18 protein-coding genes are annotated in these 24167 nt (G+C 39.3%); 13 read left to right on the forward strand and 5 right to left on the reverse strand.

Annotation, left to right across the window (positions count from 1 at the left end; genetic code table 11):
* Window positions 1–151: 151 nt before the first annotated feature.
* The 6 genes from rph (at window position 152) to RIV7116_RS29615 (ending at window position 5055) form a co-directional block, all read left to right on the forward strand.
* Complete coding sequence (gene rph, locus RIV7116_RS29590; protein WP_015122021.1) at window positions 152–895, forward strand: ribonuclease PH; 744 nt, start codon at window positions 152–154, stop codon at window positions 893–895.
* A 236-nt stretch (window positions 896–1131) separates the two neighbouring features.
* A complete protein-coding gene (pgl, locus tag RIV7116_RS29595; protein WP_015122022.1) occupies window positions 1132–1854 on the forward strand; it encodes a 6-phosphogluconolactonase in 723 nt (240 codons plus the stop codon).
* Window positions 1855–1951: 97 nt separating this feature from the next.
* Window positions 1952–2920, forward strand: coding sequence for an FHA domain-containing protein (locus RIV7116_RS29600; protein ID WP_044291257.1), 969 nt, complete (start codon window positions 1952–1954; stop codon window positions 2918–2920).
* Between the two features lie 432 nt (window positions 2921–3352).
* A complete protein-coding gene (locus tag RIV7116_RS29605) occupies window positions 3353–3835 on the forward strand; it encodes a hypothetical protein (protein WP_157229347.1) in 483 nt (160 codons plus the stop codon).
* 181 nt (window positions 3836–4016) lie between these two features.
* On the forward strand, window positions 4017–4472 hold the full coding sequence (locus tag RIV7116_RS29610; RefSeq protein WP_015122025.1) for a hypothetical protein: 456 nt from the start codon (window positions 4017–4019) through the stop codon (window positions 4470–4472).
* 262 nt (window positions 4473–4734) lie between these two features.
* On the forward strand, window positions 4735–5055 hold the full coding sequence (locus RIV7116_RS29615) for a hypothetical protein (protein WP_015122026.1): 321 nt from the start codon (window positions 4735–4737) through the stop codon (window positions 5053–5055).
* Between the two features lie 262 nt (window positions 5056–5317).
* On the opposite strand, the gene RIV7116_RS29620 is transcribed toward RIV7116_RS29615, so the two are convergent.
* Together RIV7116_RS29620 and RIV7116_RS29625 are read right to left on the reverse strand one after the other, a co-directional pair.
* Complete coding sequence (locus RIV7116_RS29620; protein WP_015122027.1) at window positions 5318–6100, reverse strand: class I SAM-dependent methyltransferase; 783 nt, start codon at window positions 6098–6100, stop codon at window positions 5318–5320.
* A 452-nt stretch (window positions 6101–6552) separates the two neighbouring features.
* Window positions 6553–8766: a hypothetical protein gene (locus RIV7116_RS29625; RefSeq protein ID WP_015122028.1), complete on the reverse strand. Its 2214-nt coding sequence runs from the start codon at window positions 8764–8766 to the stop codon at window positions 6553–6555.
* Between the two features lie 96 nt (window positions 8767–8862).
* On the opposite strand from RIV7116_RS29625, the gene RIV7116_RS29630 reads away from it, so the two are divergent.
* On the forward strand, window positions 8863–10221 hold the full coding sequence (locus tag RIV7116_RS29630) for a proton extrusion protein PcxA (RefSeq protein WP_015122029.1): 1359 nt from the start codon (window positions 8863–8865) through the stop codon (window positions 10219–10221).
* 591 nt (window positions 10222–10812) lie between these two features.
* Here the strand turns inward: RIV7116_RS29630 and RIV7116_RS29635 are convergent.
* Window positions 10813–11442 (reverse strand): NADPH-dependent F420 reductase, encoded by a 630-nt coding sequence (locus tag RIV7116_RS29635; protein WP_015122030.1) that lies wholly within the window; start codon window positions 11440–11442, stop codon window positions 10813–10815.
* Between the two features lie 306 nt (window positions 11443–11748).
* Between RIV7116_RS29635 and RIV7116_RS29640 the strand changes: the two genes are divergently transcribed.
* From RIV7116_RS29640 to RIV7116_RS36150, 6 genes are all read left to right on the forward strand, one after another.
* Window positions 11749–12690 (forward strand): LysR family transcriptional regulator, encoded by a 942-nt coding sequence (locus RIV7116_RS29640; protein WP_015122031.1) that lies wholly within the window; start codon window positions 11749–11751, stop codon window positions 12688–12690.
* A 617-nt stretch (window positions 12691–13307) separates the two neighbouring features.
* Window positions 13308–14771 carry a cation:proton antiporter gene (locus tag RIV7116_RS29645; RefSeq protein ID WP_015122032.1) on the forward strand — a complete coding sequence of 488 codons (1464 nt, stop codon included), beginning with the start codon at window positions 13308–13310 and terminating at the stop codon, window positions 14769–14771.
* Between the two features lie 55 nt (window positions 14772–14826).
* Window positions 14827–16284 carry an efflux RND transporter periplasmic adaptor subunit gene (locus tag RIV7116_RS29650; protein ID WP_015122033.1) on the forward strand — a complete coding sequence of 486 codons (1458 nt, stop codon included), beginning with the start codon at window positions 14827–14829 and terminating at the stop codon, window positions 16282–16284.
* A gap of 104 nt (window positions 16285–16388) precedes the next feature.
* On the forward strand, window positions 16389–17075 hold the full coding sequence (locus RIV7116_RS29655; protein WP_015122034.1) for a GUN4 domain-containing protein: 687 nt from the start codon (window positions 16389–16391) through the stop codon (window positions 17073–17075).
* Window positions 17076–17235: 160 nt separating this feature from the next.
* A complete protein-coding gene (locus tag RIV7116_RS29660) occupies window positions 17236–20421 on the forward strand; it encodes an efflux RND transporter permease subunit (RefSeq protein WP_015122035.1) in 3186 nt (1061 codons plus the stop codon).
* A gap of 291 nt (window positions 20422–20712) precedes the next feature.
* A complete protein-coding gene (locus RIV7116_RS36150; protein WP_157229348.1) occupies window positions 20713–20853 on the forward strand; it encodes a hypothetical protein in 141 nt (46 codons plus the stop codon).
* A 237-nt stretch (window positions 20854–21090) separates the two neighbouring features.
* Here RIV7116_RS36150 and RIV7116_RS34325 read toward each other — a convergent pair whose 3' ends face one another.
* Window positions 21091–22578, reverse strand: coding sequence for a hypothetical protein (locus RIV7116_RS34325; protein WP_015122036.1), 1488 nt, complete (start codon window positions 22576–22578; stop codon window positions 21091–21093).
* A 345-nt stretch (window positions 22579–22923) separates the two neighbouring features.
* Window positions 22924–24039, reverse strand: a complete 1116-nt coding sequence (locus RIV7116_RS29670; RefSeq protein ID WP_044291258.1) for an LptF/LptG family permease — start codon at window positions 24037–24039, stop codon at window positions 22924–22926.
* Between the last annotated feature and the right edge of the window lie 128 nt (window positions 24040–24167).

Consider the following 24167-nt stretch of genomic DNA (forward strand, 5'->3'; position numbering starts at 1 on the left):
CAGCACCCTACATTTTTTTAGTTGGAAAAGAATAAATAATTATCACCCATTACCCATTACCCATTACCCATTCCCCAATTCCCAATTACCCATTCCCCATTCCCAATTCCTTAATTCTGGTAACATATATGGGAAAAATGAGGCAATTGTAATGGTGTGGCAGCGTCCCGATGGTAGACAAGCTAATGAACTTCGTCCAGTAATTTTTGTCAAAGATTTTACGCGCTATGCTGCCGGTTCGGTTTTGGCAAAGTGTGGTGACACTCAAGTACTTTGTACCGTTAGCGTTAGCGAAGGTGTTCCCAGATTTCTCGCGGATAGCGGTAAAGGTTGGTTAACAGCCGAGTATCGAATGTTGCCCGGAGCGACTCAACAGCGACATAATAGAGAAACTATTAAATTATCCGGAAGAACCCAAGAAATCCAGAGATTAATAGGACGTAGTTTGCGAGCAGCCTTAGATTTTGAGGCATTGGGAGAGCGTACCTTGACGGTAGATGCCGACGTACTGCAAGCAGACGCTGGAACCCGCACTACCTCAATCACTGGTGGATTCGTAGCACTGGCGATCGCCATTTCTAAGTTAATGAACGAAGGTGTTTTGGAACGTTCTCCATTAATAGGACAAATCGCCGCAGTTTCAGTTGGCTTATTAGAAGGAGAAGCATTTTTAGATTTAAACTATCCCGAAGACGTTGCTGCCGAAGTCGATTTCAACGTAGTCATGAATCAAAATCAACAAATTATCGAAGTTCAAGGTACAGCAGAAGAAGGTAGTTTCAGCCGCAATCAACTAAATAGCTTAATGGATTGTGCTGAAAAAGGAATTGAGGAATTATTAGTCGCACAGCGAGAAGCCATTCCGCAATGGGAATTGGTAATTGGTAATGGGTAATTGGGAATAGGGGATTGGGCATTGGGCATTGGGCATTGGGAATAGTTTGGAGTAGGAAGTAGCGAGTGAAGGATGTGGTTACTTTACAAGAAAGCTTCCCCCTCTCCCCCCTCTTCCCCCTCTCCCCCATGCCCAATTCCCAATATTCATTCTTAAAAGTTTCACAAATAAGAAGCAAAATCTAAATATCAACGGTATCGTTATCCCAGAAGTAACCTAGGTTGTGAAGAAAACTGATGACCAAAAAAGTTGAAGTATTACCGGATAAGAAGGCTTTGGTAGAAAGAGCGCTTTCTCTAATTTTGTCGAAGGTAGACACTGCTATTCAACAGCGCGGACGTTTCACTATTGCGTTGTCTGGTGGTAGCACCCCAAAACCTTTGTATGAGGCATTAGGTAAGCAACAACTACCTTGGGATAAAATTCACGTACTTTGGGGAGACGAGCGTTATGTAGCCGCAGATCATCCCGATAGCAATCAGTTGATGGCGCGTACTGCTTGGTTAGATCGAATTGATATTCCAGCAGAAAATATCCACGCAATGCCCACCGATGCATCTAATCCCGCAGAAGCTGCCGCTCAGTACGAACAAGAATTACAAAAATTGTTTAACTCTAAGCCAGGAGAGTTTCCCGCAACTGACGTTATTTTGCTAGGAATGGGTGATGATGCCCACACCGCGTCTTTGTTTCCTAACACAGAGGCATTGAAAGTTACCGATAAGCTCGTTACAGTAGGCAACAAAGATAGCTCTGTACGTCTAACTTTTACTTATCCATTTATTAATGCTGCTGAATGCGTCATGTTTTTAGTTGCTGGCGAAAATAAAAGGGCGGCTCTAGCTGAAGTTTTTGCACCAACAGCATCTGAAACGACTTACCCTTCTCGTTTGATTCAACCCCAAAAAGAAATGTGGTGGCTTTTAGATGAGGCTGCTGGTGCGGAAATCAAACTTTAACGGCGAAATTGTAAGTAATTGTTAAAATCAAAAGCGACAGATGCTCGTCTGCTTGCCAGCACTCTTTTACGATGAACTTGAAAAAAGGTTTAATTCCATGATTGTTTGCCCGAACTGCAATCATCCCAACCCAGATGGCGCTGTCCAATGCGAAGCTTGCTATACTCCCCTACCGGCAACTACTAGCTGTCCGGGCTGTGGGGCAACCGTACAGGCAGATGCGTCTTTTTGCGGACAGTGTGGTTATAATTTACGCTCGGCGAATAGCGGAGTCGAACCAACCGTTGCTCCCAATCATCCAGTAGAGGCGCCGCCTTCAGGTAGCCCTGCAACTGCTAATGTAAACCCTGTAGAAGCTTCTGCTTTACCACCAACAGCAGTAGCAACTCCCCAAGGACTGCAAATGCCTTCTAATGAAGGTAGCCCCCCACCAACTATTCCCTCAGAACCTGTAAGTGGGGAACAAGAAATACCTACTCCTCCTCCGGTAGTGACACCACCGCCGGTTAATGTTGCCGAACCTACACCTGCCTCAAAAGAGGATGAGGAAGAAGAAGCTTCTTTCTTTGAGGCATTACCAGATCTAACAATAGAACCTGCACCTGCAACTGAACCGGAAGAAACTTCACCTGCACCTGCACCTGTAACCGAACCGGCACCAGCAAACGAACCCGCAGCAGCACCCATTGCGTCTGCACCTCCCGCGACTCCTTCTCCCTCTAGAACACAATTACAGCAAGTAAGCGCTCGCTTGGTTCACGTTAAAAGCGATACACAAGTAGAACTGCCGCAAAATCTTTCCGTCATTCATATCGGTAAAGCAAACGATCGCGTTCCTCCCGATATTGACGTTTCTGGATTTGAAAACTCGGAAGTTGTTTCGCGAATTCATGCCGATATTCGAGTAGAAGGTGACGCTTACTACATTGAAGATGTCGGAAGCTCCAACGGTACCTACGTTAATGGAATGTCGCTACTGCCCGGAAATCGTCACCGTTTGCGACCAGGCGATCGCGTCAGTATGGGTAAAGGAGACTTAGTAAGTTTCTTATTCCAGATTTCTTAATTAAATATGTGATTTCACTTATTTATATTTTGAATTACTTTTGATTCTGTAAATACAGAATTCAGGAAAAACATCAAAAGTCAAAAGTGATATTGCAGATAAATTAGTAAAGACAGAATTTAACCCCTCTCTAATAATTAAGAGAGGGGTTTTATATTATTTCTATCAAGGGCAGTGGAAAGTCGGCAGTCGGCAGTGGTAACCCCATAAATAAGGGTTTCTTCGAGAAAGGCATATTTTTCCTCGTACTACGTATATTGCAAAAAAATGTTGTGCTGCATTCATAAATAAATAATGGTGCTAAACATTCAGGAAACTGCAATTAATATTGCTGAAAACATCATTATAATTGGCACTTTAAACACTTGATTTAACTAATTCATTTAAATGATTATAAGTAAGATTATTGTCACAGTATATTTACTAAATAAAATGAATAAATCTATTACCGCTTTCACTCTAATAACTCTAACAACTCTTGCTTCGATGATTCCTACTGTGGCTTTAGCTGGTAGCTATAAAGGAAAGTGTTTTAATAAGCTTGAAGGAGACATGGATAAATGCCATGTGACTATTGATGGCGGCAATATTTATATAAACATGAGAAAGGCTAGCAACCAAACAGCGAATCAAGTCATCCCAGCAAGCGCTATTGAAAAAGTTGAACGAAGTAAATCCGCAAAGCGTCTTGGTAAAACCGCTATCTGGACTACCCTGGCATTTGGTCCTTTGGGCTTACTACCATTAGCTTTTAAAAAGAAGAAAATGACCTACGTTGTTCAATTCAAAAATGAAAAAGATAACAAATCAGAAGGAGCAGTTTTTACTATTAAACGTAGTAAAACCCCGTTAGCTGACATCGATTTGAAAAATCTTGGTGCGGAAGTTGTTAATGTGGATGCTGTCGCGCAATAAGAAAGTAGTTTATATTTTGTAGGTTGGGTTTTTGGTAGAGTAACCCAACTTGACCTTATTTACCAGGGTAAAACATCATCTCAAGGAAGCAATTTTTACAGGCATCGCCTATATTTTTCGGTAGATGGAATCTCCAGGATAATGTTGTATCCTTGTCCCTGTTTGTAAACAGGTGAATGCGATGAAATTTCTACTCAGTGGTGTAATTGTTACTTTGGGGCTGTTACCAACAACTGTACAAGCGCAACAGCAATCGCTTAATACTCAAGTTGCAGTCATGGTAGAAGCATTACGATTAGCTGCGCCGAACACGGGTTCAACAGATGATGGATATTACAGCGAATGGCAAGTTAAACCAGAAACTTTGAAAAGTTGGTCAAAATTTTGTTTTAAAAATGAAGTTTCACCAGCAGAGTTTGAAAACAACTCCCAATTAGCTCGTCAAGTCGTTAGTTGTGTCGTACAGCGAGAGTTAAAAGGACAATTAGAAGCTACAAATAAGAATCAAACAGAAGCCGTGCGCGGTACAGCTTGTTGGTGGATGACTGGTAAATACCAAGGCTGCGATAGTGGTTTTAGTGCAGATTATGTCAAAAAAGTTTTGGACTATTATCAAAAACTAAAAGTAAGTACCTAGATTTTTGTTAGGGCTTACTTACGTCAAGCTCTCCTTTTTAAGGGGAGCGAGCAACAAGCGTCGATGAATTAAAACTATCAGCACCTGATTTTATCCCATTTATTTGATTAAATACATTTTTAATACCTGATTTTATCCCATAGATAGTTTATTTCCTCTATCACATAATAAATATCAAGCGAGGAGTAATGGTTTATCGTCGAAGGTATTTTTCTTAATTGATAAACCTCTTTCACAAACTATCTTTTTGGGAGTCTATTAAATGATTAATTCAGTTCTACCTAAATTTTCCTTATTTTTAACATCAACAATTGCTGCGGTTAGCTTCTATGCTGCACCAGGAATCGCTCAAACTACACCTGAATCGCTATCACCAACTAAGGTAGAGAAAAACCAAGATGTACGCGAGATTACGCCATCATTAAATCCTAGTATGGGTACTGTATTGAAAGCCAAAGATTGTCCGGAAGGTACCTATTTAGTTATGTTTAAAATGCCAGTTTATGACGATAGCGGGCTGTTTGTTGTTGGTCATAAGCTTGTACCTTATTGCATTGATGAAAATACCGTTCCTGCTGGCTAGTTTTTAGCTTACATTACAGGTAAATTTAAACCCCTCTCTAGTGGGAGCATCCCAATTTTAAATAAATACTTTATCCGACACCCGCTTATGGGTGCGGCTACAAAAACAAAGCCCACCTACGTGGGCTATGAGAGTTTCCAAGCCCACACAGGTGGGCTTCGTAGTATTAGCCCCAGGCTTATAGCCTGCGGGCTTTTTGCCTGCATTGGGATGCTCTCTCTCTAATAACTCAAGAGAAGGGTTTATTATTATCAATTAAGACTCAAGCTTTCTCAAAAATCAACAGTTGAGTTGTAGCTAAGTTTGTCGGTAAATTCCAACGATAAGCTAAGTTATTTAGTTGCAAAAGACAATTTCTTGGTACAGATGTTAAACGTCGCTGGATTTCTGATAATTCTCCAATATGGCAATGCTTTAAGTTCAACTTCTTGGTAGCAAGATACTCAGCAATTGCCGTCTTCTCAAATCTCCATAGCCAAATCTTCTCGTCATTCATGTTGTACAAAACACCGTCACCTAATTGCAGATGTTGCAAGTCTGTAAGTGGCTTCCGTGCTATGAATCGCATCAAAGACTCAATGTTATGATCCACTGCTGTCTTATTCGTTATGTACAGAGCCAATTTACCTCCAGGTTTAACAATACGAGCAAGTTCGTTCAAGGCTTTTTCAACATCCCGAATGTGGATGATAACTCCCCAAGAAAAGACATAATTAAATGAATTATCCGGAAAATCTAGCTTAGTCAAATCTTTTTGATAAAACTCTATTTTGTCAGCAACATTTTCCGCCTTCGCACGTTGCTGAGCTTCACTGAGCATAGTATTAGAGATATCGATGGCACATACACGATAACCTGCCTTTGCAACTCGAATGCTATGTACACCAGGCCCGCATCCGGCATCAAGAACTGTTGCACCAGGCTCAACTTCCATCATCTTGAGCATATCGATAATTGCCCAATCGTAAAATTTTAAAGCAATAGGATGATAGTAATCCTCATCCCATTGTTTGACAGTTGATTCTGCTTCAAAAACTGCTTTCATAGAACTCACCTACGAATAAATGAAACTTATCGACTAAGTAGATAAGCTTAAATAAAGGTAATTCTGTTTATTCACAAGGTTAAATTTCACTCTCAGGTGCGGCTTAGTATTTCTTAGAGAGGGAACTGAAATCAAACATTACTGAAAACCTCTTGTAAACAAAGAATACCAAGGGTTTCGAGCTTATTACTTTTTTACATTATTGATTTTATTTGTACCGATTTAATTCTAAACCGTTTTTAGAATGATATCTAATTAGCTTCTAGCTGTATGTAAGATAAAATACATTGTTATATAAGTTCTAGATGTGCTTCGCAGTATCATCAATAAAAAGCCAAACCCTACCATACTTTTTTGTGACGGTAGATAAATCTGCCCGCGCCACATCCCGCCCATGAATGTGGTGAGCGCCGCGACAATTACTGTAATTGATAACTGTTCACTGTTCACTGCTAACTGCTCACTGTTACGCAAGCATTAACCAAAGGCAGCAGCGAACCAAGTTGCTCTTGTCCGTTTACTGCTAATTCGCTGTGACATAAATAAATTTTGTCGGATACCCGAGCTAATAAATCCTCGATAATCCTTTGCAATCGCTCGTCTTCGGCTACTTTCTCATCTTCAGCACTCCAAGGTTGAGCAAATCTATCTTGAAGGAAGAACATTGAACCAAATAAAGTTGCTGCTCCTCCTTTTGTCCATAATGGTGAACCTGCATCTAACCAAAAGTGCCAGCGATGAGAACGACGCAAGGAACGATATTGAAATATTGTCGCTAATGTTACTGCGTTTGCTAAGGAACCGATGGGGCGTATGGGATAGGGGCTGGCGGTGACGGTTCCCTGTCGTAGTAATGTAATAAATTCTAGAATAGTTTTTGTTTTGTTTTGTTTGTTTTCTAATTCTTGTTTACTTTCTTTTTCTAAGGGAGTCTGCAAGGAATCAAAATTTGTTTGACTATAATAATTTTGACTATAGTTATATTGACTTAATCTCGTATCAATTTCCCAATAATGTTGCGCTGTCTCTAACAGTTGCCGCAGTATGGCAAGTTGTTCGTAACTAGAATCGCTAACATCGGACATAAAATCCTCAATTGCGTCGTATAAAAAGAAAACTGGATTGGGAATTTGACGCTGTTCGTATCTCAAACGCTGTCTTTCAAGCCATTGCAATATCTTTCCGTAGGCAGTTGTGGCACTGTAACCCAATCTATCCCACCTTTCAAATGTATCAACATTTAGTAAATTGGGTTTATGCGGATGGGGTTCAAAACAATAATCTGCAATTAATCCAGCACGTACTGGATCGATAAAATAGTTTTTGTCGGATTTAGAGCTAATTACTACTAACATTTCCGCAACCGCATCTCTATCTACCAAACGCCCTAAACCTGGATAAACTAAGGTCATTAAAGTTAGTAAAGCACGCACAAGGGGCGAACCAATTAAAGGACGTTTATCTTGCAGCGAATCCACCGGAATTTCAGCTTTACTAAGCATTTCTATCAAAGAATAACGCGCGATCGCATCTAAACCGGGAGCAATTATGGCTATTTCACTGGGCTGCACTATCCCGGATTTTACTGTTTCAATGATTTTTTCTGCGGTTTTTTGCAATAATGAGGCGCGGGAAATGGTTTGAACTGACTGTACGGTAGCAGGTAAGCTCAAAAGCGTCATGGGTTCGTTGACTAGTTGCGTCATTGAGCTTGAAAGCATATCGGATAAAGATAAAATCGGCGGCTGAGTCAAAGTTTCTGTCTGACAGTATTGCGCTAAACCTTCCATATAATTGGGATCTGCTCCCAAACCCAAACGCACTATACCATCGGGATTGTAGCTAAAGGCTCCCACACCACCATCAAGAATCAACTCAAATAATTGACGCATCAACCCCGGATAATCCTGTACGTCATCCGCTAAAACTGCTTGATAACGTTGTCTTAATCGGGAAAGATAATTGTTATCTGATAATAAATATTGGCTGTAAAGTTCCGTAATAATTCCATATGTTAAAAAACCCTTTTCCAAGCACCAGTTACGCCAATCTAATAATAACGAGCCAATAAATTCTGGCTCTAAATTAGTAAAATTATCTTGTTGGGATATTACTCTTGCCAAAACTTGAGGAACATCCTCGCATGGTGTTCCGCTCAAAGCTGCTAATTGCAGTAAGTCAAGGATACGGCGTACTAAACGAGACTCCCCCAGCCCGACACTACGCAAGGTTCCTTCATCCAATCGAGAACGCCAAAGCTTAGTTGCTAGTTCCTGCTCGGTTTCTGGACGCAATCTTACCGGAAATAATGCTTTTATTTTCAAAGATTCTATCAATAGAGGCCAAAATAAAACCACCTCATCTTGAAAAAAGCCCAAAGGAGTTTTCGCTTTAACCGGATATTTCCCCCAAGTCGCGGTAACAATTTTATCTGCTAATTCTCGGCGATTGTCTCCATTCGCAGCAAATACTAAAACTCCGAGTTCATTATGTTGGGAATAAAGACTTTTTGGTATGCTAGGGCTATTTTTTTGCTGCGGGTTATTAGTATAAAATCTTTCTTGATTCTGATTGCTATCGTCTACCCAAATACAAAATTGCTGCACCAAACGTTCTGTCTTACCACTACGACTAGGACCTACAATCCAAAGAGAATGATTTAGCACAAACCGGCTCCCAATGATTTTGTTAATATGTCTAACAGCGTTAACGTAAGTTTAACAACCACTAAAAAGCTAGATAATTACTTAAAGTGAATACAAATGAAAAACTTTGCCGTTAGCCAAAAAATTTACTCATATTTAGTAAAAGCTTACCAGTGGTACTTACGAACACAGGAACGTTCTTTGGATGAAGCTTATAAAGCAGCATTACAAATAAAAGCAATAGAAGATGAGCATTTTAACGGCAACAAAATAGATTTCAATTCTGCCGCTCATAGCAGTAGCGTCATAGATTATTTTACATCAGACCTGAAAAGACTTTTAAGAATTGTACGCATGAGATTGACGGAGTTTAAAGCTACTCGCTATTTACTCAGCGAATCAAATGTAAAACAAGCACAAAAGTTTGATGTTGAATATCCGAATTCGGAATTAATTTTAGAAAAGCTAAAAATAATTGATACGATAGTTGCTAAATATACTTTACCGTTTATAGAAGAGTCTTCCCCTCTACCCGAAACTGCTGAATTTCCCGAGACAACTTCTAATCAAGTTTCTAATATTATACCAAGAATTGAATCTGAAATAGTTCAAGCAAAAACGGCAGATGCAGCAAAAAATAAATCGCCAAACCAGCCAAAAGGTAAAGTCAACGCTACGGGAGTTTTACCTCGTTCTATTTTCAATACATTCAATCGCTTGCAAGTTGAATTAGATCCCAATGCAGAACAAGATATTGTGGATAAATTCCGCAAGTCTCAAAGAAGAACAATTATCTCTGTAAGATTTTTATTACTATTAGTCATAGTACCTATATTAAGTCATCAAGTATCAAAAGCACTTATAGTTAGCCCCATCGTCGAGCATTTTCGAGACAGCGAAGATTCTAAATTGTTTATTAATTATGAGATGGAAGAAGAAGCGCTATTAGAATTAGAAAGGTTTGAAGAGAAAATCAAGTTTCAAGCTTTAATTAATAGCCCTCCTTCTCTTTCTCCTCAAGAAATAGACGAAGAGATAGAAGAAGAAGTTAAAGAAAAAGCTTTTGAGATTGCAGAACAATATCGTGTCATGGGCGGCAATGCAATTAAAAATGTTTTTGCCGATATTATTTCTGTAATTGTATTTATTTGGTTTTTGATATTCAGCAAGCGAGAGATTGCTGTTTTAAAAGAATTTTTTGATTATGTAGTATATGGTTTGAGCGACAGCGCTAAGGCATTCATTATTATTCTATTTACCGATATATTTGTTGGATTCCACTCTCCCCACGGCTGGGAAGTAATTCTCGAAGGAGTATCGCGTCATTGGGGTTTGCCAGCAAATCATGAGTTCATTTTCTTATTTATTGCCACATTCCCCGTAATTCTAGATACTATCTTTAAATACTGGATTTTCCGCTATCTCAACCGTATTTCTCCTTCTGCCGTCGCAACTTATCGGAATATGAATGAATAATTTTTTGGGCATTGGGAATTGGGGATGGGGCATTGGGCATTGGGCATTGGGAATTGGGCATTGGGCATTGGGCATTGGGAATTGGGCATTGGGGAATTAATTATTGAATCAAGTCGGTTAGATTTCACATCTTGCGCCATTGTCGTTAAGCCCGAATACGCCCCTTGTAAGCCGGAGGCTTTCTAGCCCGCACGCTCTGCGTGAACGCAGAGAAATCAAAATCCGAGGCTAATATACAAAGTACGTTAAAACGCACTATAAAGCTTGCCCAGTCTGATTTATCTGACATCTTGCACCATTGTCGTGAAGCCCGAATACGCCCCTTGTAAGCCGGAGGCTTTCTAGCCCGCACGCTCTGCGTGAACGCAGAGAAATCAAAACCCGAGACTAATGTACAAAGTACGTTAAAACGCACTAAAAGTCTTGCTCAGTCTTCAAAAGAGCGACTTTGTATATTAGCCTGAGAATTTATTCTAAGGCGGTTGTTGATAATGACGCAAGATGTAAGATTTATCAGACTTTGTTTGTCAGCCTGGGAATTCATTCCAAGGCGCTTGTTGAGCTTGGGGTGCAAGATTGCCGTACACTGAATTATTGAATTTGACTCAACAGTTTTTCTGCTTCACCAATTTTCAGATTTTGGTTGTAGAGAGCAGCATCGGGTTCAAAAAGAACTCCTTTGTCGAGCTTACCTAAATCTTGAGGAGCAAAACCAATATCTTTAATAAGTTGCTTCACTGTTTCTTTTGCCTGCTCGTCATCGCTACAGACTTGCACGGCAATTCTTTCATCTCCTTCCAGAAAAGCTTTTTCGGCTAATACTTTGTAATAAATGGAATTAAATGCCTTGACGGTTTTAGCTCCTCGAAATTGATCGGCAACATAACCTGTAGCTGTTTGAGATTCATCGTCAATGACTTTCTGGGCAACATCACCATCTCTGTGAGGATAGGGATTACCTGCATCGATGAGAATTTTATTATCTAAACTGCCGATTTGTGTAGCTAAGTCAGGAACTTTACCAAAGGGAATAGCCAGCAAAATAACTTCCCCAAAACTCGCAGCTTCTTGAGGGGTACCTGTTCTTGCACCGACTTCATCTGCCATTGATTTTAATGTTTCGGGATTTCTAGAGCTAAACATCACCTCATGTCCTGAAGCAGCCCAATGTTTACCTAAATTTCCACCAATATTTCCCGAGCCAATAATACCGATTTTCATAATTTCACCTGTGGCACGTTGATACTTTTTGGAACAAATTTAATTGTTTTTTGCTAAATCATTTGAGAAGTTTAAATGTAAATTTTTAGTTATTTAATCTCATATAAGTTTGTTGAAAATCAATTATCTACGAGCAAATCATACCCCTACTTTTCTGTAGGAATCAATAAATGTTATACCTAAATTAATCTAGAAATTGAGCGACATAAATCTTTTTTTCAATTAAATTGCTAGTTTAAAGCTATATCTGTAGACTAATGAAATTGAACGTATTAGTCAAACAAATATCATAGATAATAGATATCGATGACATCGATTCCACCACCTTCCTCCGTGAATATAGATTACACAAACCTGCGAAAACTCGACCTCAATCTGCTGGTTGCCCTCGATGTTTTGATTGAAGAAGCTAGCGTCACCAAAGCTGCGGAAAAACTCAATATTAGTCAGTCTTCCATGAGCCATGCTCTCAAAAGACTGCGGACTGTTTTAGATGATGAAATTTTGATTAGAACCTCGCGAGATATGGAAGTAACGCCTTTAGCGAGGGAAATTAGCTATCGAGTGCATCAAATTTTGGCAGAAATTCAGTCAACTTTATTGGAGAAAGAAACTTTCGAGCCTGCCACCGCTCGGGAAGACTTTAGAATTGCCGCTAGCGATTACATTGAAACGACTCTAGGAGTAAGCTTGCTGCAACAGTTAACCAGCCAAGCGCCAAATATCCGCGTTCGTATTTGCAATTTAAATAAAGAGAAATCTTTGGATGCCTTAGATAATAACCAGATTGATTTGGTGATTGATGCCAATTTACCGCTCAAACGCTGGCATATCCGCGAAGATTTATACCATGAAGAATTTGTTTGCGTGGTTAAAAGCGATTGTCCGCTTACAGAATTATCCGTGGAAGAGTATGTAAGTAGGTCGCAAATTCTAGTATCAATGCGAGATGATTTTCAAGGCTCTGCGGACAAAATTCTCGAACAACAGCAGCTTCAGCGACAAGTAATCTGGTCAACTCCCCATTTCATGCCGATTCCGTTTCTTATTGCTAATTCTGATTGCGTTACTTTACTTCCCAATCGCGTTGCCCAAAACTGCGCCAAGACATTAGGTTTGAAACTTCTGCAACCACCTATTGAAGTTGAAGGGTTTACTGTTTCTATGGTATGGCATCAACGCAATACTAATCGTTTGTCGCATCAGTGGCTGCGTACTCAATTGCTTGAAGCAGCACGAGATATTTGAATTGCAATAAAACACATAAGCATCGCAGTAATTAAAATTACTTAACTGTTTATTGAGTATATTATTTTTGCCGAAAGGTGTTTTTTTAATCCTGGCAATTACTGCACACAATCTCATTGGAAAAAAGTATATCAAGATATTGCCATATTTATATCTTCTGACTCTGAGGTTAAGCAATTATAAAGAAATGTTTTCATGGATAACGAAATTATTTTACAAAAATCAATTAGCTGCTATATTCAACTATTAGGAGTGAATATAATTGGCGCATACATTAGCTTTGATAATGATGGGAGATTAAAACTATAAGATTAGTATGGCTGGAATTATATTATGTAATAATATATAGAATAGAAATCAGCGGTTATAGTAGTAGACCAAAATAAAATCTGATAAATATTTAACCTAATTAGAAAATTTATGCTCTGTTTGAAGAGAAAATTAAATAATTTAAAATAAAATCATATACAAATAAATTTTAAATCTTGTTAGACTCTACATTTAATGCTTGCAATTAATAATCAATTTGAGGATTATAAAGCTACAAAAGGTAACAAAAACAATAGCAGAAAGCTAGTGCAAGATATTCTTTACTAAATACATGAAGGCGACTTTAAATGCTTGGTGCAATTTTGACTGCAAACAGCTTGGAGCTAAATCTGGGTTTATCCATTAACTCCCTGTTAAATGAACTGTCTCCTCACTTATTAGCGGCAGATAGCGCTTCTGGAGGAGAAGAAAAAGCAACTATTGCCGCTTTAGTTGGTACTGCTGGAATTATTTTTATTTTTAGTGTCATTTTAGGGGAAATTTGTACCCGTCTAAAATTACCTACTGTTTTGGGCGATTTAGTCGCAGGAATGTTGCTGGGAGGTTCCGTATTAGGGCTTATAGTATTTTCCTCAGAAGGGGTAGAAGTAAATACTACTTTGCTTAGAGGCTTGGAAGTAATAACGGGTGCTTCTTCAGGAATTGTAGAACAAGCTTACCGATTCCAAATGAAAGACTTTCTCGACGAAAGTGCGAACATCGGACTTTTAACTTTGCTGTTTACCACGGGATTAGAATCTAACCTTAAAGAGTTGATTAGGGTAGGTACTCAAGCGGCAACTGTAGCAATTACGGGTGTATTCGTACCCTTTGTTCTGGGAACCTTTGTATTAATTAAATTATTTGGGATTGCAACTATCCCGGCTTTATTTGCTGGTGCGGCTTTGACAGCCACAAGTATCGGAATTACAGCCAAAGTATTACAAGATATTGGTAATCTCAAGTCAGACGAAGGGCAGATAATTCTAGGAGCGGCAATTTTAGACGATATTCTCGGGATTGTAGTCTTAGCAGTTGTGCTGAGTTTAGTGCAAACCGGAGAAATCGAAATTAGCAATATCATCTATTTACTTACTAGCGCTACATTATTTGTTCTAGGTGCGGTTTTTCTCAATAATATTTTCGGTTCTATGTTTGTGAAGGCGGTTAAGAAAATTAACAATCCTGCCGCTTTAATGCTCTTAGCGATTGTATTTCTTAATGCTTGCTCTTTACTGGCAACTGCCATTGGTTTAGAAGCAATTTTAGGAGCCTTTGCTGCGGGTTTAGTTCTAGGAGAAACAGAGTTTCAGGAAAAATTGCAGGGGCTGTTTGAACCGTTCATATTCGTTTACACAACGATATTTTTCGTCACAATCGGTGCAAAGGTTGATTTAAGCGTTCTCAATCCTACAGTTGCAGCCAATCATAAAGGTTTGATAATAGCTGCTTGTTTAATTGTTATTGCCATCCTTGGTAAAATCGTCGCAGGCTTTGCAGTCTTTACAAATAAACCCATCAATAAACTAGCAATAGGTACCGGTATGATTCCTAGAGGTGAGGTTGGATTGGTATTTGCTGGTTTGGGTGCCACAACTGGGGCTTTATCAAATTCCTTAGATGCAGCAATAATTATTATGGTGATTGTCACTACTTTAATTGCACCAATTATGCTTCGATTTGTATTTCCAAGTTCTACGACATCAGACAATTCCGAAGAATACGCAGAAAATTCCGAAACAGATTGCGTTCCAGTTTCCAAATTTAATTAATTATTCCCTCTAACCTTTAACCTTTAACCTTTAACCTCTAACCTCTAACCTCTTTATGACTTCTTCCTCTGAAACTCCAGGTTCTGTTGTAGATGATTCTCCAGTTTTAGAATCAGAAACGCCCAAAAACCGAAGCAAATGGTTATGGTTGTTAATGCTTCTAGGATTATTAGCTGGCGGCGGATTCATTTGGTACTTTTTTCTCCGCAATACTGCCGATTCAGCACCTCCTGCACCTCAAGCTGTAAATGTCACCCTCCAAGAGATAGAAACAGGGCAATTTGAAAATAGCTCTAATTATGTAGGTAACTTAACAGCAGAACAAAAAGTTACCTTAAGGGCGGAAATAGCCGGAAGGATAGTACAGATTTTGTCACGCTCCGGGCAAATTGTAAGAGCAGGTACCCCGATAATGCAGTTGCGTTTGGATCGTTCCAGAGCGCAGTTGAATGCAGCCACTGCGAATATCAACGTGCAAAGAGCATCTCGTGCGAATGCCGAAGCAGCATTGAGAACATCTCAAGCCCGTTTAAGAGAATCGCAAGAAAGAACAGCATCTGCTGCTGCTGAAGTGGAGCGTCAAAATGCAGAAGTGACGTTACAGCAAGCAGAATTTAAACGCACGCAAACCTTAGTCAGTCAAGGAGCGCAAGCGCGACAAGCATTAGATGTACAGAGACGCAACTTGAATACAGCAGTAGCGGCTCGTAATTCGGCAGTGAAAGATTATAATGCCACTCAAGCCACTGTTGCAGCGACTCAACAGGAGATAGAAGCAGCAAGAGCTAATTTAGATAGAGAAAATGCTGCATTAACTCAAGCCCAGGCTCAGGCTAGGGTAGAAGGCGAGAATTTAGAAGATACAAGAATATTAGCACCCGTAGCCGGAATGGTAGGAGATATCACTCTCAAAGTTGGTGACTATGTAAATACCGGGCAAGAATTAACTACCCTGACATCAAACAGAGCTTTAGAAGTGCGATTTTCCGTACCGGCGCAAAAAGCGACTCAACTTAGACAGGGGCTGCCGGTAGAGTTAACAGTTGACAAACAAGCACGTCAACCTTTAGCCAGGGGCAGAATTAGCTTTATTTCACCAGAAGCAAATCCCCAAACCCAAGCAATTACAGCCAAAGCCACCTTTCCCAATCCTAACGGTGTATTGCGTTCCGACCAATTTGTGCGAGTCAAAGTGATTTGGGATACAACTCCAGCGGTATTGGTTCCCACCGTTGCGGTATCTCGCGTAGGCAATCAAGCTTTTGTATTCGTTGCTGAAAATCAGAAAAATGAAGAGTCTGGGGAAATGCAGCTTGTAGCCAAGCAAAAGCCGGTTCAATTAGGAGCAATTCAAGGTAATAGCTATCGAGTTATCGAAGGATTACAACCAGGAGAAAAAATTGCCACTACAGGTATTTTGAATCTTTCCGATGGAGCGGCGATCGCACCCGAGGAAGCAGCGGAAGTTAAGGAAGCAGGGGAAGCAGGAAAAGCAGGGGGAGCACAAGAGTAATTAATTAGTTATCACAAAACTGCGGAATAAAAAAACCGCGTAGAGGCAATTACGGTTATTTAAATGGACTTGATGTAATCTAAAATCTAAAATCTAAAATCAATATGACTGACTTTCCACAATTAACTAACAGGGATTCTCCCCAACTATCTGAAATCCAAAAGCAATTAGATGAGTTAAAAGCTCAGGTAGCAGAATTACAAAGGCAAATCAATCAAAATAATCCTTCGCCAACACCGGAGTCAGCAACTAAAAATCAAAACAATAATTCCAACACAAATGTATCTGAGAAAATATCTCATATAGAAAATAGCCTGCAATTAGTCAGCGACATAGTACGCTACCAACCATTAAGAGATATGCTGGCTGCTAAAAAATGGGAAGAAGCAGATACAGAAACTATCCGTCTAATTGCCGATATCGCCGGACATAAAGATTTAGAAGACTTTCGCCCTGCTGAAGTACAGCATTTTCCCTGCGTTCAATTGCAGGTAATTGATAATTTGTGGCTAACTTATAGCGAGCAAAGATTTGGTTTTAGCATCCAGGCTCGTATTTATCAAGAAGTAGGAGGAAGCATAGAAACAACCATCGAGCAAGACAGCAAGATTATCGAGGAATGGGGAAAACGTTTGGGATGGAGAGAAAACAATCGTTGGAAAAAATGTGACGAACTCGATTGGAGTTTAAACGCTCCTGAAGGCAGTCATCCCGCTCGCTGGTGGAATTCCCCTTTCGGTTCCAAAATGACTAATTATTTTTTAGCTAGATTAATGAATTGCGAAATCTGAACGCGGATTAAATGGATGACGCTGATTTCACTGATTTTTGATTACTAATGATTGGTAATGGGTAATTGGTAATTAGGTAAATTATTTATTTAATTTTCTACCCCCTCTACCCCCTCTTCCCCCTCTAATCAACTCCTAACTCTAATTCCTAACTTTTGAGATGTTTGTAGAAAACTTCATCCGCAGACCAGTTTTAACGATTGTTTGCTCTATCATCATTCTTTTGGTGGGAGCGGTTAGTATTCCGACTTTGGCTGTGGAACAATATCCCGATGTAAGTCCGGTGCAGGTAGTTGTTTCTGCTAACTATATCGGCGCTAGTGCTGAAGTTGTTGAAGATACGGTTACTACTGTTCTGGAAAGACAGATTAACGGTATCAAAGGTATGAGATACATCAGTTCTACTAGTAGCGATGATGGTTCTAGCAGCATCACGGTTACTTTTGAGCAGGGTTACGACCTTGATATTGCAGCAGTTGATGTTTTGAATCGGGTATCGATTGCGGAAGCTCAGTTACCGCAAGCTGTACAAAGAACTGGTGTTAATGTATTTAAGCAGTCGAGCAGCGTTGTTGTGGGGATGTCCATCTTCAGTGAGGAAGAGGGTGTTTACGATGACAACTTTGTGAGTAACTATGCAGATTTATACGTAGTCGATAGCATTAAAAGAATTGATGGTGTAAGCGATATGCAGCCCTTTGGTGAGCGTCGCTATGCTATGCGGCTATGGCTTGACCCGAGTCTTTTAGCTAGTCGTGGTGTGACTGCTCAAGATGTGGTAGCTGCTTTACAAACCCAGAACGTACAGATAGGTGCTGGAAGAATCGGTCAACCACCAACTAATGACGGACAAAGGTATCAATTAACTATCCGTGCTGCCGGTCGTTTGCAAGATGTAACTCAGTTTGAGGAAATTGTTCTCAAGACTGGGGAGAATGGTAGCCTCGTTAAATTAAAAGATGTCGGTAGAGCGGAGTTGGGAGCGGAAAATTACGATACTTTTGCCAGGTATAGAGGTCAGGGAGCAATTGGTTATCGGGTATTGCAGACACCGGGAAGTAATGCTTTAGCTGCTGCGAAAGCTGTAAAAGCCAGGATGAAGGAGTTAGCAGAAGATTTCCCTCCTGGATTAAGTTATGCGATTCCTTACGACCCAACTTTGTTTGTGGAAGAATCGAGTAAGGAAGTTGTCAGTACTTTGATTCAAGCAATATTGTTGGTGGTTTTGGTACTGTTCTTGTTTCTACAAAACTGGCGAGCCACGATTGTTCCAGCAGTGGTGATTCCGGTTGCTTTGATTGGAACGTTTGCTTTTATTAAGGTATTTGATTTTTCGATTAATAGTTTGACTTTATTTGGTTTGACTTTAGCTACCGGGATGGTGGTTGATGATGCGATTGTGGTAGTTGAAGATATTGGGGGTAAGGTACAAGAACAAGGAATGCGTCCCCATTTAGCTGCGATTGAAGCAATGGGAGAACTTTCGGGAGCGGTAATTGCAACTTCTTTGGTGTTGTTAGCGGTGTTTATTCCCGTTGCGTTTTTTCCCGGTACTACGGGACAGCTTTATCAACAGTTTGCTTTAACTATCAGTTTTGCGGTTATTATTTCAACTTTTAATGCTTTGACATTAACTCCCGCTCTTTCATCATTATTATTGCGTCAGGGACAAGAACCTACGGGATGGTTGGCAAAAATATTTGCTGTGATAAATCGCGGCATTGATTTAATGCGATCGGGATATAGAAGTATTCTGGAAATTCTAACTAATTTTAAGTTAGTGGTTTTAGGAGTATTTGCATTTTTATTAGCAATCACCGTTTGGATGTATCAAACAGTTCCTACAGCGTTTCTTCCAGATGAAGACCAAGGTTATGTAATCAATTTGCTTCAAGGACCAGAAGGAACTTCTTTGGAATATACCGGGGAAGTTATGGAGCAAGTTGATAAACAATATCTTGATATTCCTGAAGTTAGGGGGACGTTTTCTTTAGGAGGATTTAGCTTTAGCGGTAGAGCAGCTAATTACGGTATTTCCTTCGTTCCCTTTGAACCTTGGGGAGATAGAAAAGACCCAGAGAAATCCGCTGCTAGTATTTTGAATCGAGTCAGGGGAGGTTTAGCAGGAATTTCTCAAGCGAGGGTAATTGCTTTTAATCCTCCAGCGATTCAAGGTTTGGGAAGTATTGGAGGCTTTGTATTTCAACTTCAAGATAAAGGGAATAATGATATTCAGACTTTTATTAAAGTCAAAGACGAATTAATTCAAAAAGCAAACGCAAGACCGGAATTGCAAGGTGTTTTTAGTACCTATTCCGCTAGCGCTCCGCAATTATTAATGGAAGTCAATCGGGATAGAGCTAATTCATTACAGGTACCCGTAGACCAAGTTTTATCAACCGTAGGTACTTTAATTGGTTCCAATTACGTCAATGATTTTAATGCTTTTGGCAGGACTTATCGGGTATACGTCCAAGCAGATAAAGAATTTCGTTCCAACCCCAAAAATATCAATCAATTCTACGTTCGTTCCCAACAAGGTACGATGATTCCCCTCGGTGACTTAATAGAAATAAAAAACCTTACCGGACCCCAAACAGTAAACCACTATAACTTATTCCCTTCCATTGAAATCAACGGTTCCCCAGCAGAAGGTTATAGTTCCGGACAAGCAATCGCAGCAATGGAGGAAATTGCAGAGGAAGTATTACCCCAAAACATGGACTTTGAATGGTCGGGAATTACTTTAGAAGAAATTCAATCCGGCGGACAAGCACCAATCATTTTTGGTTTAGGAATCTTATTTGTATTCCTAGTATTAGCAGCACAATACGAAAACTTTGTTGACCCAGTTATTATTCTCTTAGCAGTTCCCCTAGCAATATTAGGAGCATTACTAGCTCAATCAGTAAGAGGTTTACCCAACGACGTTTATTGTCAAGTTGGTTTGGTAATGTTGATTGGTTTGGCTAGTAAAAACGCAATCTTGATTGTAGAATTTGCCAACCAGTTACGAGAGCAGGGATTATCCATAACAAGAGCAGCAGTCCAAGCATCCGAACAACGGTTGCGACCAATTGTTATGACAGCGATTTCCACACTATTAGGAATCTTCCCCCTAGTAATTGCAACTGGAGCAGGTGCTGCTTCTCGGCAATCCTTAGGAACAGCAGTCTTTGGAGGAATGATTGTTTCAACGGTATTGAGTTTATTCGTCGTTCCCGTGCTTTACATCGTTATTTCCACACTTTTCTCTAACTTTAAAAATGACTGTCAAAGCTTGTCCCCAGAAAAGCAGCAAGCAAGGGAAGAAGAAAGAGAAACTGTTGGGGTAGGGAAGAGGTAATGGGTAATAGGTAACAGGTAATAGGTAATGGGGAACAAGTAGGTAAATATAGCGGTTTTCACTTGGATATAATACAAATTGACCTCACCTTACTAAGGAGAGGGATGTCCAGAGGACAGGGTGAGGTTTTAAATGTATTTGACTCAATTGAAAAGCGCTATATTTTTGTTTATCTACCTAAATACTCAAAAATTATTTCTAGTAGGGTGCTGTGACGGCTAAAATAGTTTATCAAGATTAATTAAATAATTATCATAATGCCGTCACGCACCAATTAATTGATAATAGTGCGTGACGGTAAATTCTTATTATTCATTCTTTGATGCTTTTATAAAAGTCTGGGAAAATCCGCTTATGGAAGATTTGGGATTGTTTTATCTCGGTTCGGAAGTGCTATCAGAAGTCAAAAATGGTAAAGTATTTGAAATTTGACCCTTTTATCAAGACACTGTAAAAACTGCCGAAGTAATTAATTCTTAATTGTTATAAGACTCGGATGATTCGTAACACTACAAGCCTAACTGTTACGTTTTTAATCATTTAAAGTGTTACAGCATTCTACAAGGGGAAGGCAGTCAGTTGCGACTATTACTATAGAGAAAAAATACCTTTTCTATTACCAATTACCTACATTTGGTAGATGCGAACAAGCGTCTTTAATTACTAAAATTAATAACGAAACCCATTATTAGGATACTGTATCTGATTCTGCTGTGAATATGGTGGATTAAATTGCTGTACGTTTGGTTGTTGAAATCCTCTATTTATATTATTGATATTGTTATTTGGTGCGTTGTAGGTATTAGGATTAACTATGGTGGGACTATTTCTATTTTTCAATCTAATGTAGGCATTATTAAGTCTTGTCTGTGTTTGCGGGCTGAAGCCGTTATTCCTAAATTGGGAATTATTAAAGTTGTTAGAGGGATTTTGGAATCGATTATTTGTAGGTATTTGATTTCTATTAAAGTTGCTGTAGGGGTTTTGTTGTGGGTTATTGTTACTGAAATTGTTGGGGTTGTTGGGTTGAGCTAAGTTATTTCTGGGAACTTGAGTATTAAAGTTAGGGTTGAGGTTGGGAGTTTGATATTGATTGTTTAAGCCCGGTTGAGTGTAAGTATTTCCAGGCACTTGAGTATTATTAAAGTTCGCGTAGGGGTTTTGATATTGATTGTTTAATCCTGGTTGAGCGAAGTTATTGCCAGGAACTTGAGTATTATTAAAGTTTGTGTAGGGGTTTTGATATTGATTGTTGAAACCGGGCTGAGTGAAGTTATTTCTAGGAACTTGAGTATTATTAAAATTAGCGTAAGGGTTTTGAACTTGATTGTTAAAAGGTTGATTCAAAACTCTGGTATCAACCAAAGAATTTGTTGGTTTTGGTATCAATCTTTGATTTGCGGTTTGTTTTTCACCAGTTTGGGCTAATTGACTAGAAGTTTCTTTATTATTTAAATTATCTTCTGCTGGTTTTTCCTTTGTTTGGCTGTTTTTAGCCGATTGATTGATAGCTTTTTGCAAAGCACTCTCAGAATTATTACTCAGACTTGGATTCACAAAATTACCGTTTGTTATGCCTAAACTAAATGAATTCTGAGGGGTTTGTGAATTAGCTGAAAATGGAGATAAATTGTTAACGTTAGAATCTTTTTTATTCGTATCGAACTTAAATTGTAGTAAATTATGAGCTTGTTTTAGGAAAGGATTTTCCTGCGATGCTGATTGAATATTAGCTGTTTGCGGTTTTATGGCACTCGGCTTAATTTCGTTAGCTTTTTGAGTTTTTTTATCTAAATCTATTATCTTTTTTAATTGAGTTTGATTTTGCTGTTTAACTTTCTCATTTTCATCAATCTTTGTATTTATAGGTATACTTGCTTGTTGTTTATCGTAATCAAGTATCGATAAATTATCTATATCAGCAGCAATTGCTCTATCTTCATCGGAAAGTGATGATTGAGAATTAGATAATGTGGGTGAAGATGATTGTTGGTTTTGGGAAAACTTCAGAAAATTAGGATTAGTCCAATATTCTTTAATTACGAATCCTAAAGAGGACAAAAACACCACTGCTGCTAAAAAGCTAGGACGAGTAAAAATCGATAATCTAGCTTTAAGGTAGCGTAAGCGAGGAGAAGCAAAACGAGAACGTGACATGAGCAACTCAAATTTTAGATTATCCTCTAATCCTAACGTTTAATAAACCCCTACGTCATAATTTCTATGTAGAGTATTGTTAAATTATTTACTTGAGTGATATTTTTAACACTGAATTTAGAAGGGGGTGGGAAGACGAAGCTTTAACCTTACTTGACTACTATTCCACCACATTAATTTTGCGGGGTTTCGGGCGCTTGTAAAAAAAACCGCAGAGAGGGTAGAGGGCGCAGAGGAAGAGAATTTAGAGGATAAATCTTGTTAGCAGTGAAATTGGTATTACCCCCGATCGCTTATGTGGTGGAGTACTAATAGTCTTCACTGCTCGTTGTTTACTGATAACTGTCATCGTCTTGCGACTCTTCCTAACAAAAACAAACCGATTCCCAAACCTAAAAAGTTAGGAAACCAAGCTCCTAAAAAAGGAGAAAAAACACCAGCTTGTGCTAACCCGCCGCTAATGAAACTCAACAAATAGTAACCGAAGATAATGATGACGCTGATACCGAAACTTTTTGCAGAACCAGTTCTTCCGGGTACGCTACCCATTGTTGCACCTACTAAACCAAAAACCATACAAACAAATGGTAAAGCGAATTTCTGCTGAATTCTAACTCTAAGTTTGCGGATTTTTCGGTCGTCACCACCTAGCTTTTCAACTTCTAATTGTTGTAATGCTTGGACAATATTCATTTCCCCATAATCGCGGCTTTTTTTAGCTAAATCTAATGCAGTGCGTGGTAACTTTAGCTGTTGCCGTTGAAAGCGGACAATATTGCGGTAAGAACGGTCGGGAGCGATTAAATAAATAGTACCATTATAAAAATCCCAAACATTATCTTTGACATTCCATTCTCCAGATTCAGCCTGAACAATCTGACTAAAATCATCTTGCGAACGGTCAATAATTGTTAAACCTTTCATCATTTTGCCGTCAAATTGATCGGCATAAAAGAGACGTGCTAAAACCTTTTCTTTGCTACCATCTTCTTTTTTAACTCTTTTATATTCGGGATAAATTAAATTTTCTCTTTTAAAAGAAGGTTGTTCGGTTTTTAAAGCTTTTCGCATCGTCAAAGTTGCTTCGTACTTTGCTGCCGGTGCAATCTGCTCGTTAAATAAAAATGTTAAACCTGTAACCAGAAAACTTAAACATACAGCTGTCGCCACCATGCGATAAACGCTAACCCCACAGCTACGCAAAGCCGTTAATTCGCTTTGACTAGAAAGACGGCTGTAAGTCATTAAAGTCGCTAACAGCGTAGACATCGGGAAAGCCAAAACTATAAATTCGGGGAAATTTAAAATAAAAACTCTAGCAGCTATCCCTACAGGTAAACCAGATTCAACAACTTTACGTACTAATTCAAAAACAGCACCGATTGAAACTCCCAGAGAAGAAAAAGCAGCAACACCAAACAAAAATGGCGGTATCATTTCCCTGGTTAAATAGCGATCCATTATTGTCATCAGCATTATCCAGTTATCAGTTAACAGTTAGCGGTTAGAGAGGGGGAAGAGGGAATGAGGGAGTGAGGGAGTGAGGGAGAGGGGGTAGAGGGGGGAGAGGGGGATAGGGGGATAGGGGG

The organism is Rivularia sp. PCC 7116 (genome assembly GCF_000316665.1).
In the GTDB taxonomy this organism is placed as follows: Bacteria; Cyanobacteriota; Cyanobacteriia; order Cyanobacteriales; family Nostocaceae; genus Rivularia.

Bases quoted from the DNA above. Each gene is read 5' to 3' on its own strand.
- rph (WP_015122021.1), top strand. From the start codon at position 152: ATGGTGTGGCAGCGTCCCGATGGTAGACAAGCTAATGAACTTCGTCCA.
- pgl (WP_015122022.1), top strand. From the start codon at position 1,132: ATGACCAAAAAAGTTGAAGTATTACCGGATAAGAAGGCTTTGGTAGAA.
- RIV7116_RS29600 (WP_044291257.1), top strand. From the start codon at position 1,952: ATGATTGTTTGCCCGAACTGCAATCATCCCAACCCAGATGGCGCTGTC.
- RIV7116_RS29605 (WP_157229347.1), top strand. From the start codon at position 3,353: ATGAATAAATCTATTACCGCTTTCACTCTAATAACTCTAACAACTCTT.
- RIV7116_RS29610 (WP_015122025.1), top strand. From the start codon at position 4,017: ATGAAATTTCTACTCAGTGGTGTAATTGTTACTTTGGGGCTGTTACCA.
- RIV7116_RS29615 (WP_015122026.1), top strand. From the start codon at position 4,735: ATGATTAATTCAGTTCTACCTAAATTTTCCTTATTTTTAACATCAACA.
- RIV7116_RS29620 (WP_015122027.1), bottom strand. From the start codon at position 6,100: ATGAAAGCAGTTTTTGAAGCAGAATCAACTGTCAAACAATGGGATGAG.
- RIV7116_RS29630 (WP_015122029.1), top strand. From the start codon at position 8,863: ATGAAAAACTTTGCCGTTAGCCAAAAAATTTACTCATATTTAGTAAAA.
- RIV7116_RS29635 (WP_015122030.1), bottom strand. From the start codon at position 11,442: ATGAAAATCGGTATTATTGGCTCGGGAAATATTGGTGGAAATTTAGGT.
- RIV7116_RS29640 (WP_015122031.1), top strand. From the start codon at position 11,749: ATGACATCGATTCCACCACCTTCCTCCGTGAATATAGATTACACAAAC.
- RIV7116_RS29645 (WP_015122032.1), top strand. From the start codon at position 13,308: ATGCTTGGTGCAATTTTGACTGCAAACAGCTTGGAGCTAAATCTGGGT.
- RIV7116_RS29650 (WP_015122033.1), top strand. From the start codon at position 14,827: ATGACTTCTTCCTCTGAAACTCCAGGTTCTGTTGTAGATGATTCTCCA.
- RIV7116_RS29655 (WP_015122034.1), top strand. From the start codon at position 16,389: ATGACTGACTTTCCACAATTAACTAACAGGGATTCTCCCCAACTATCT.
- RIV7116_RS29660 (WP_015122035.1), top strand. From the start codon at position 17,236: ATGTTTGTAGAAAACTTCATCCGCAGACCAGTTTTAACGATTGTTTGC.
- RIV7116_RS34325 (WP_015122036.1), bottom strand. From the start codon at position 22,578: ATGTCACGTTCTCGTTTTGCTTCTCCTCGCTTACGCTACCTTAAAGCT.
- RIV7116_RS29670 (WP_044291258.1), bottom strand. From the start codon at position 24,039: ATGGATCGCTATTTAACCAGGGAAATGATACCGCCATTTTTGTTTGGT.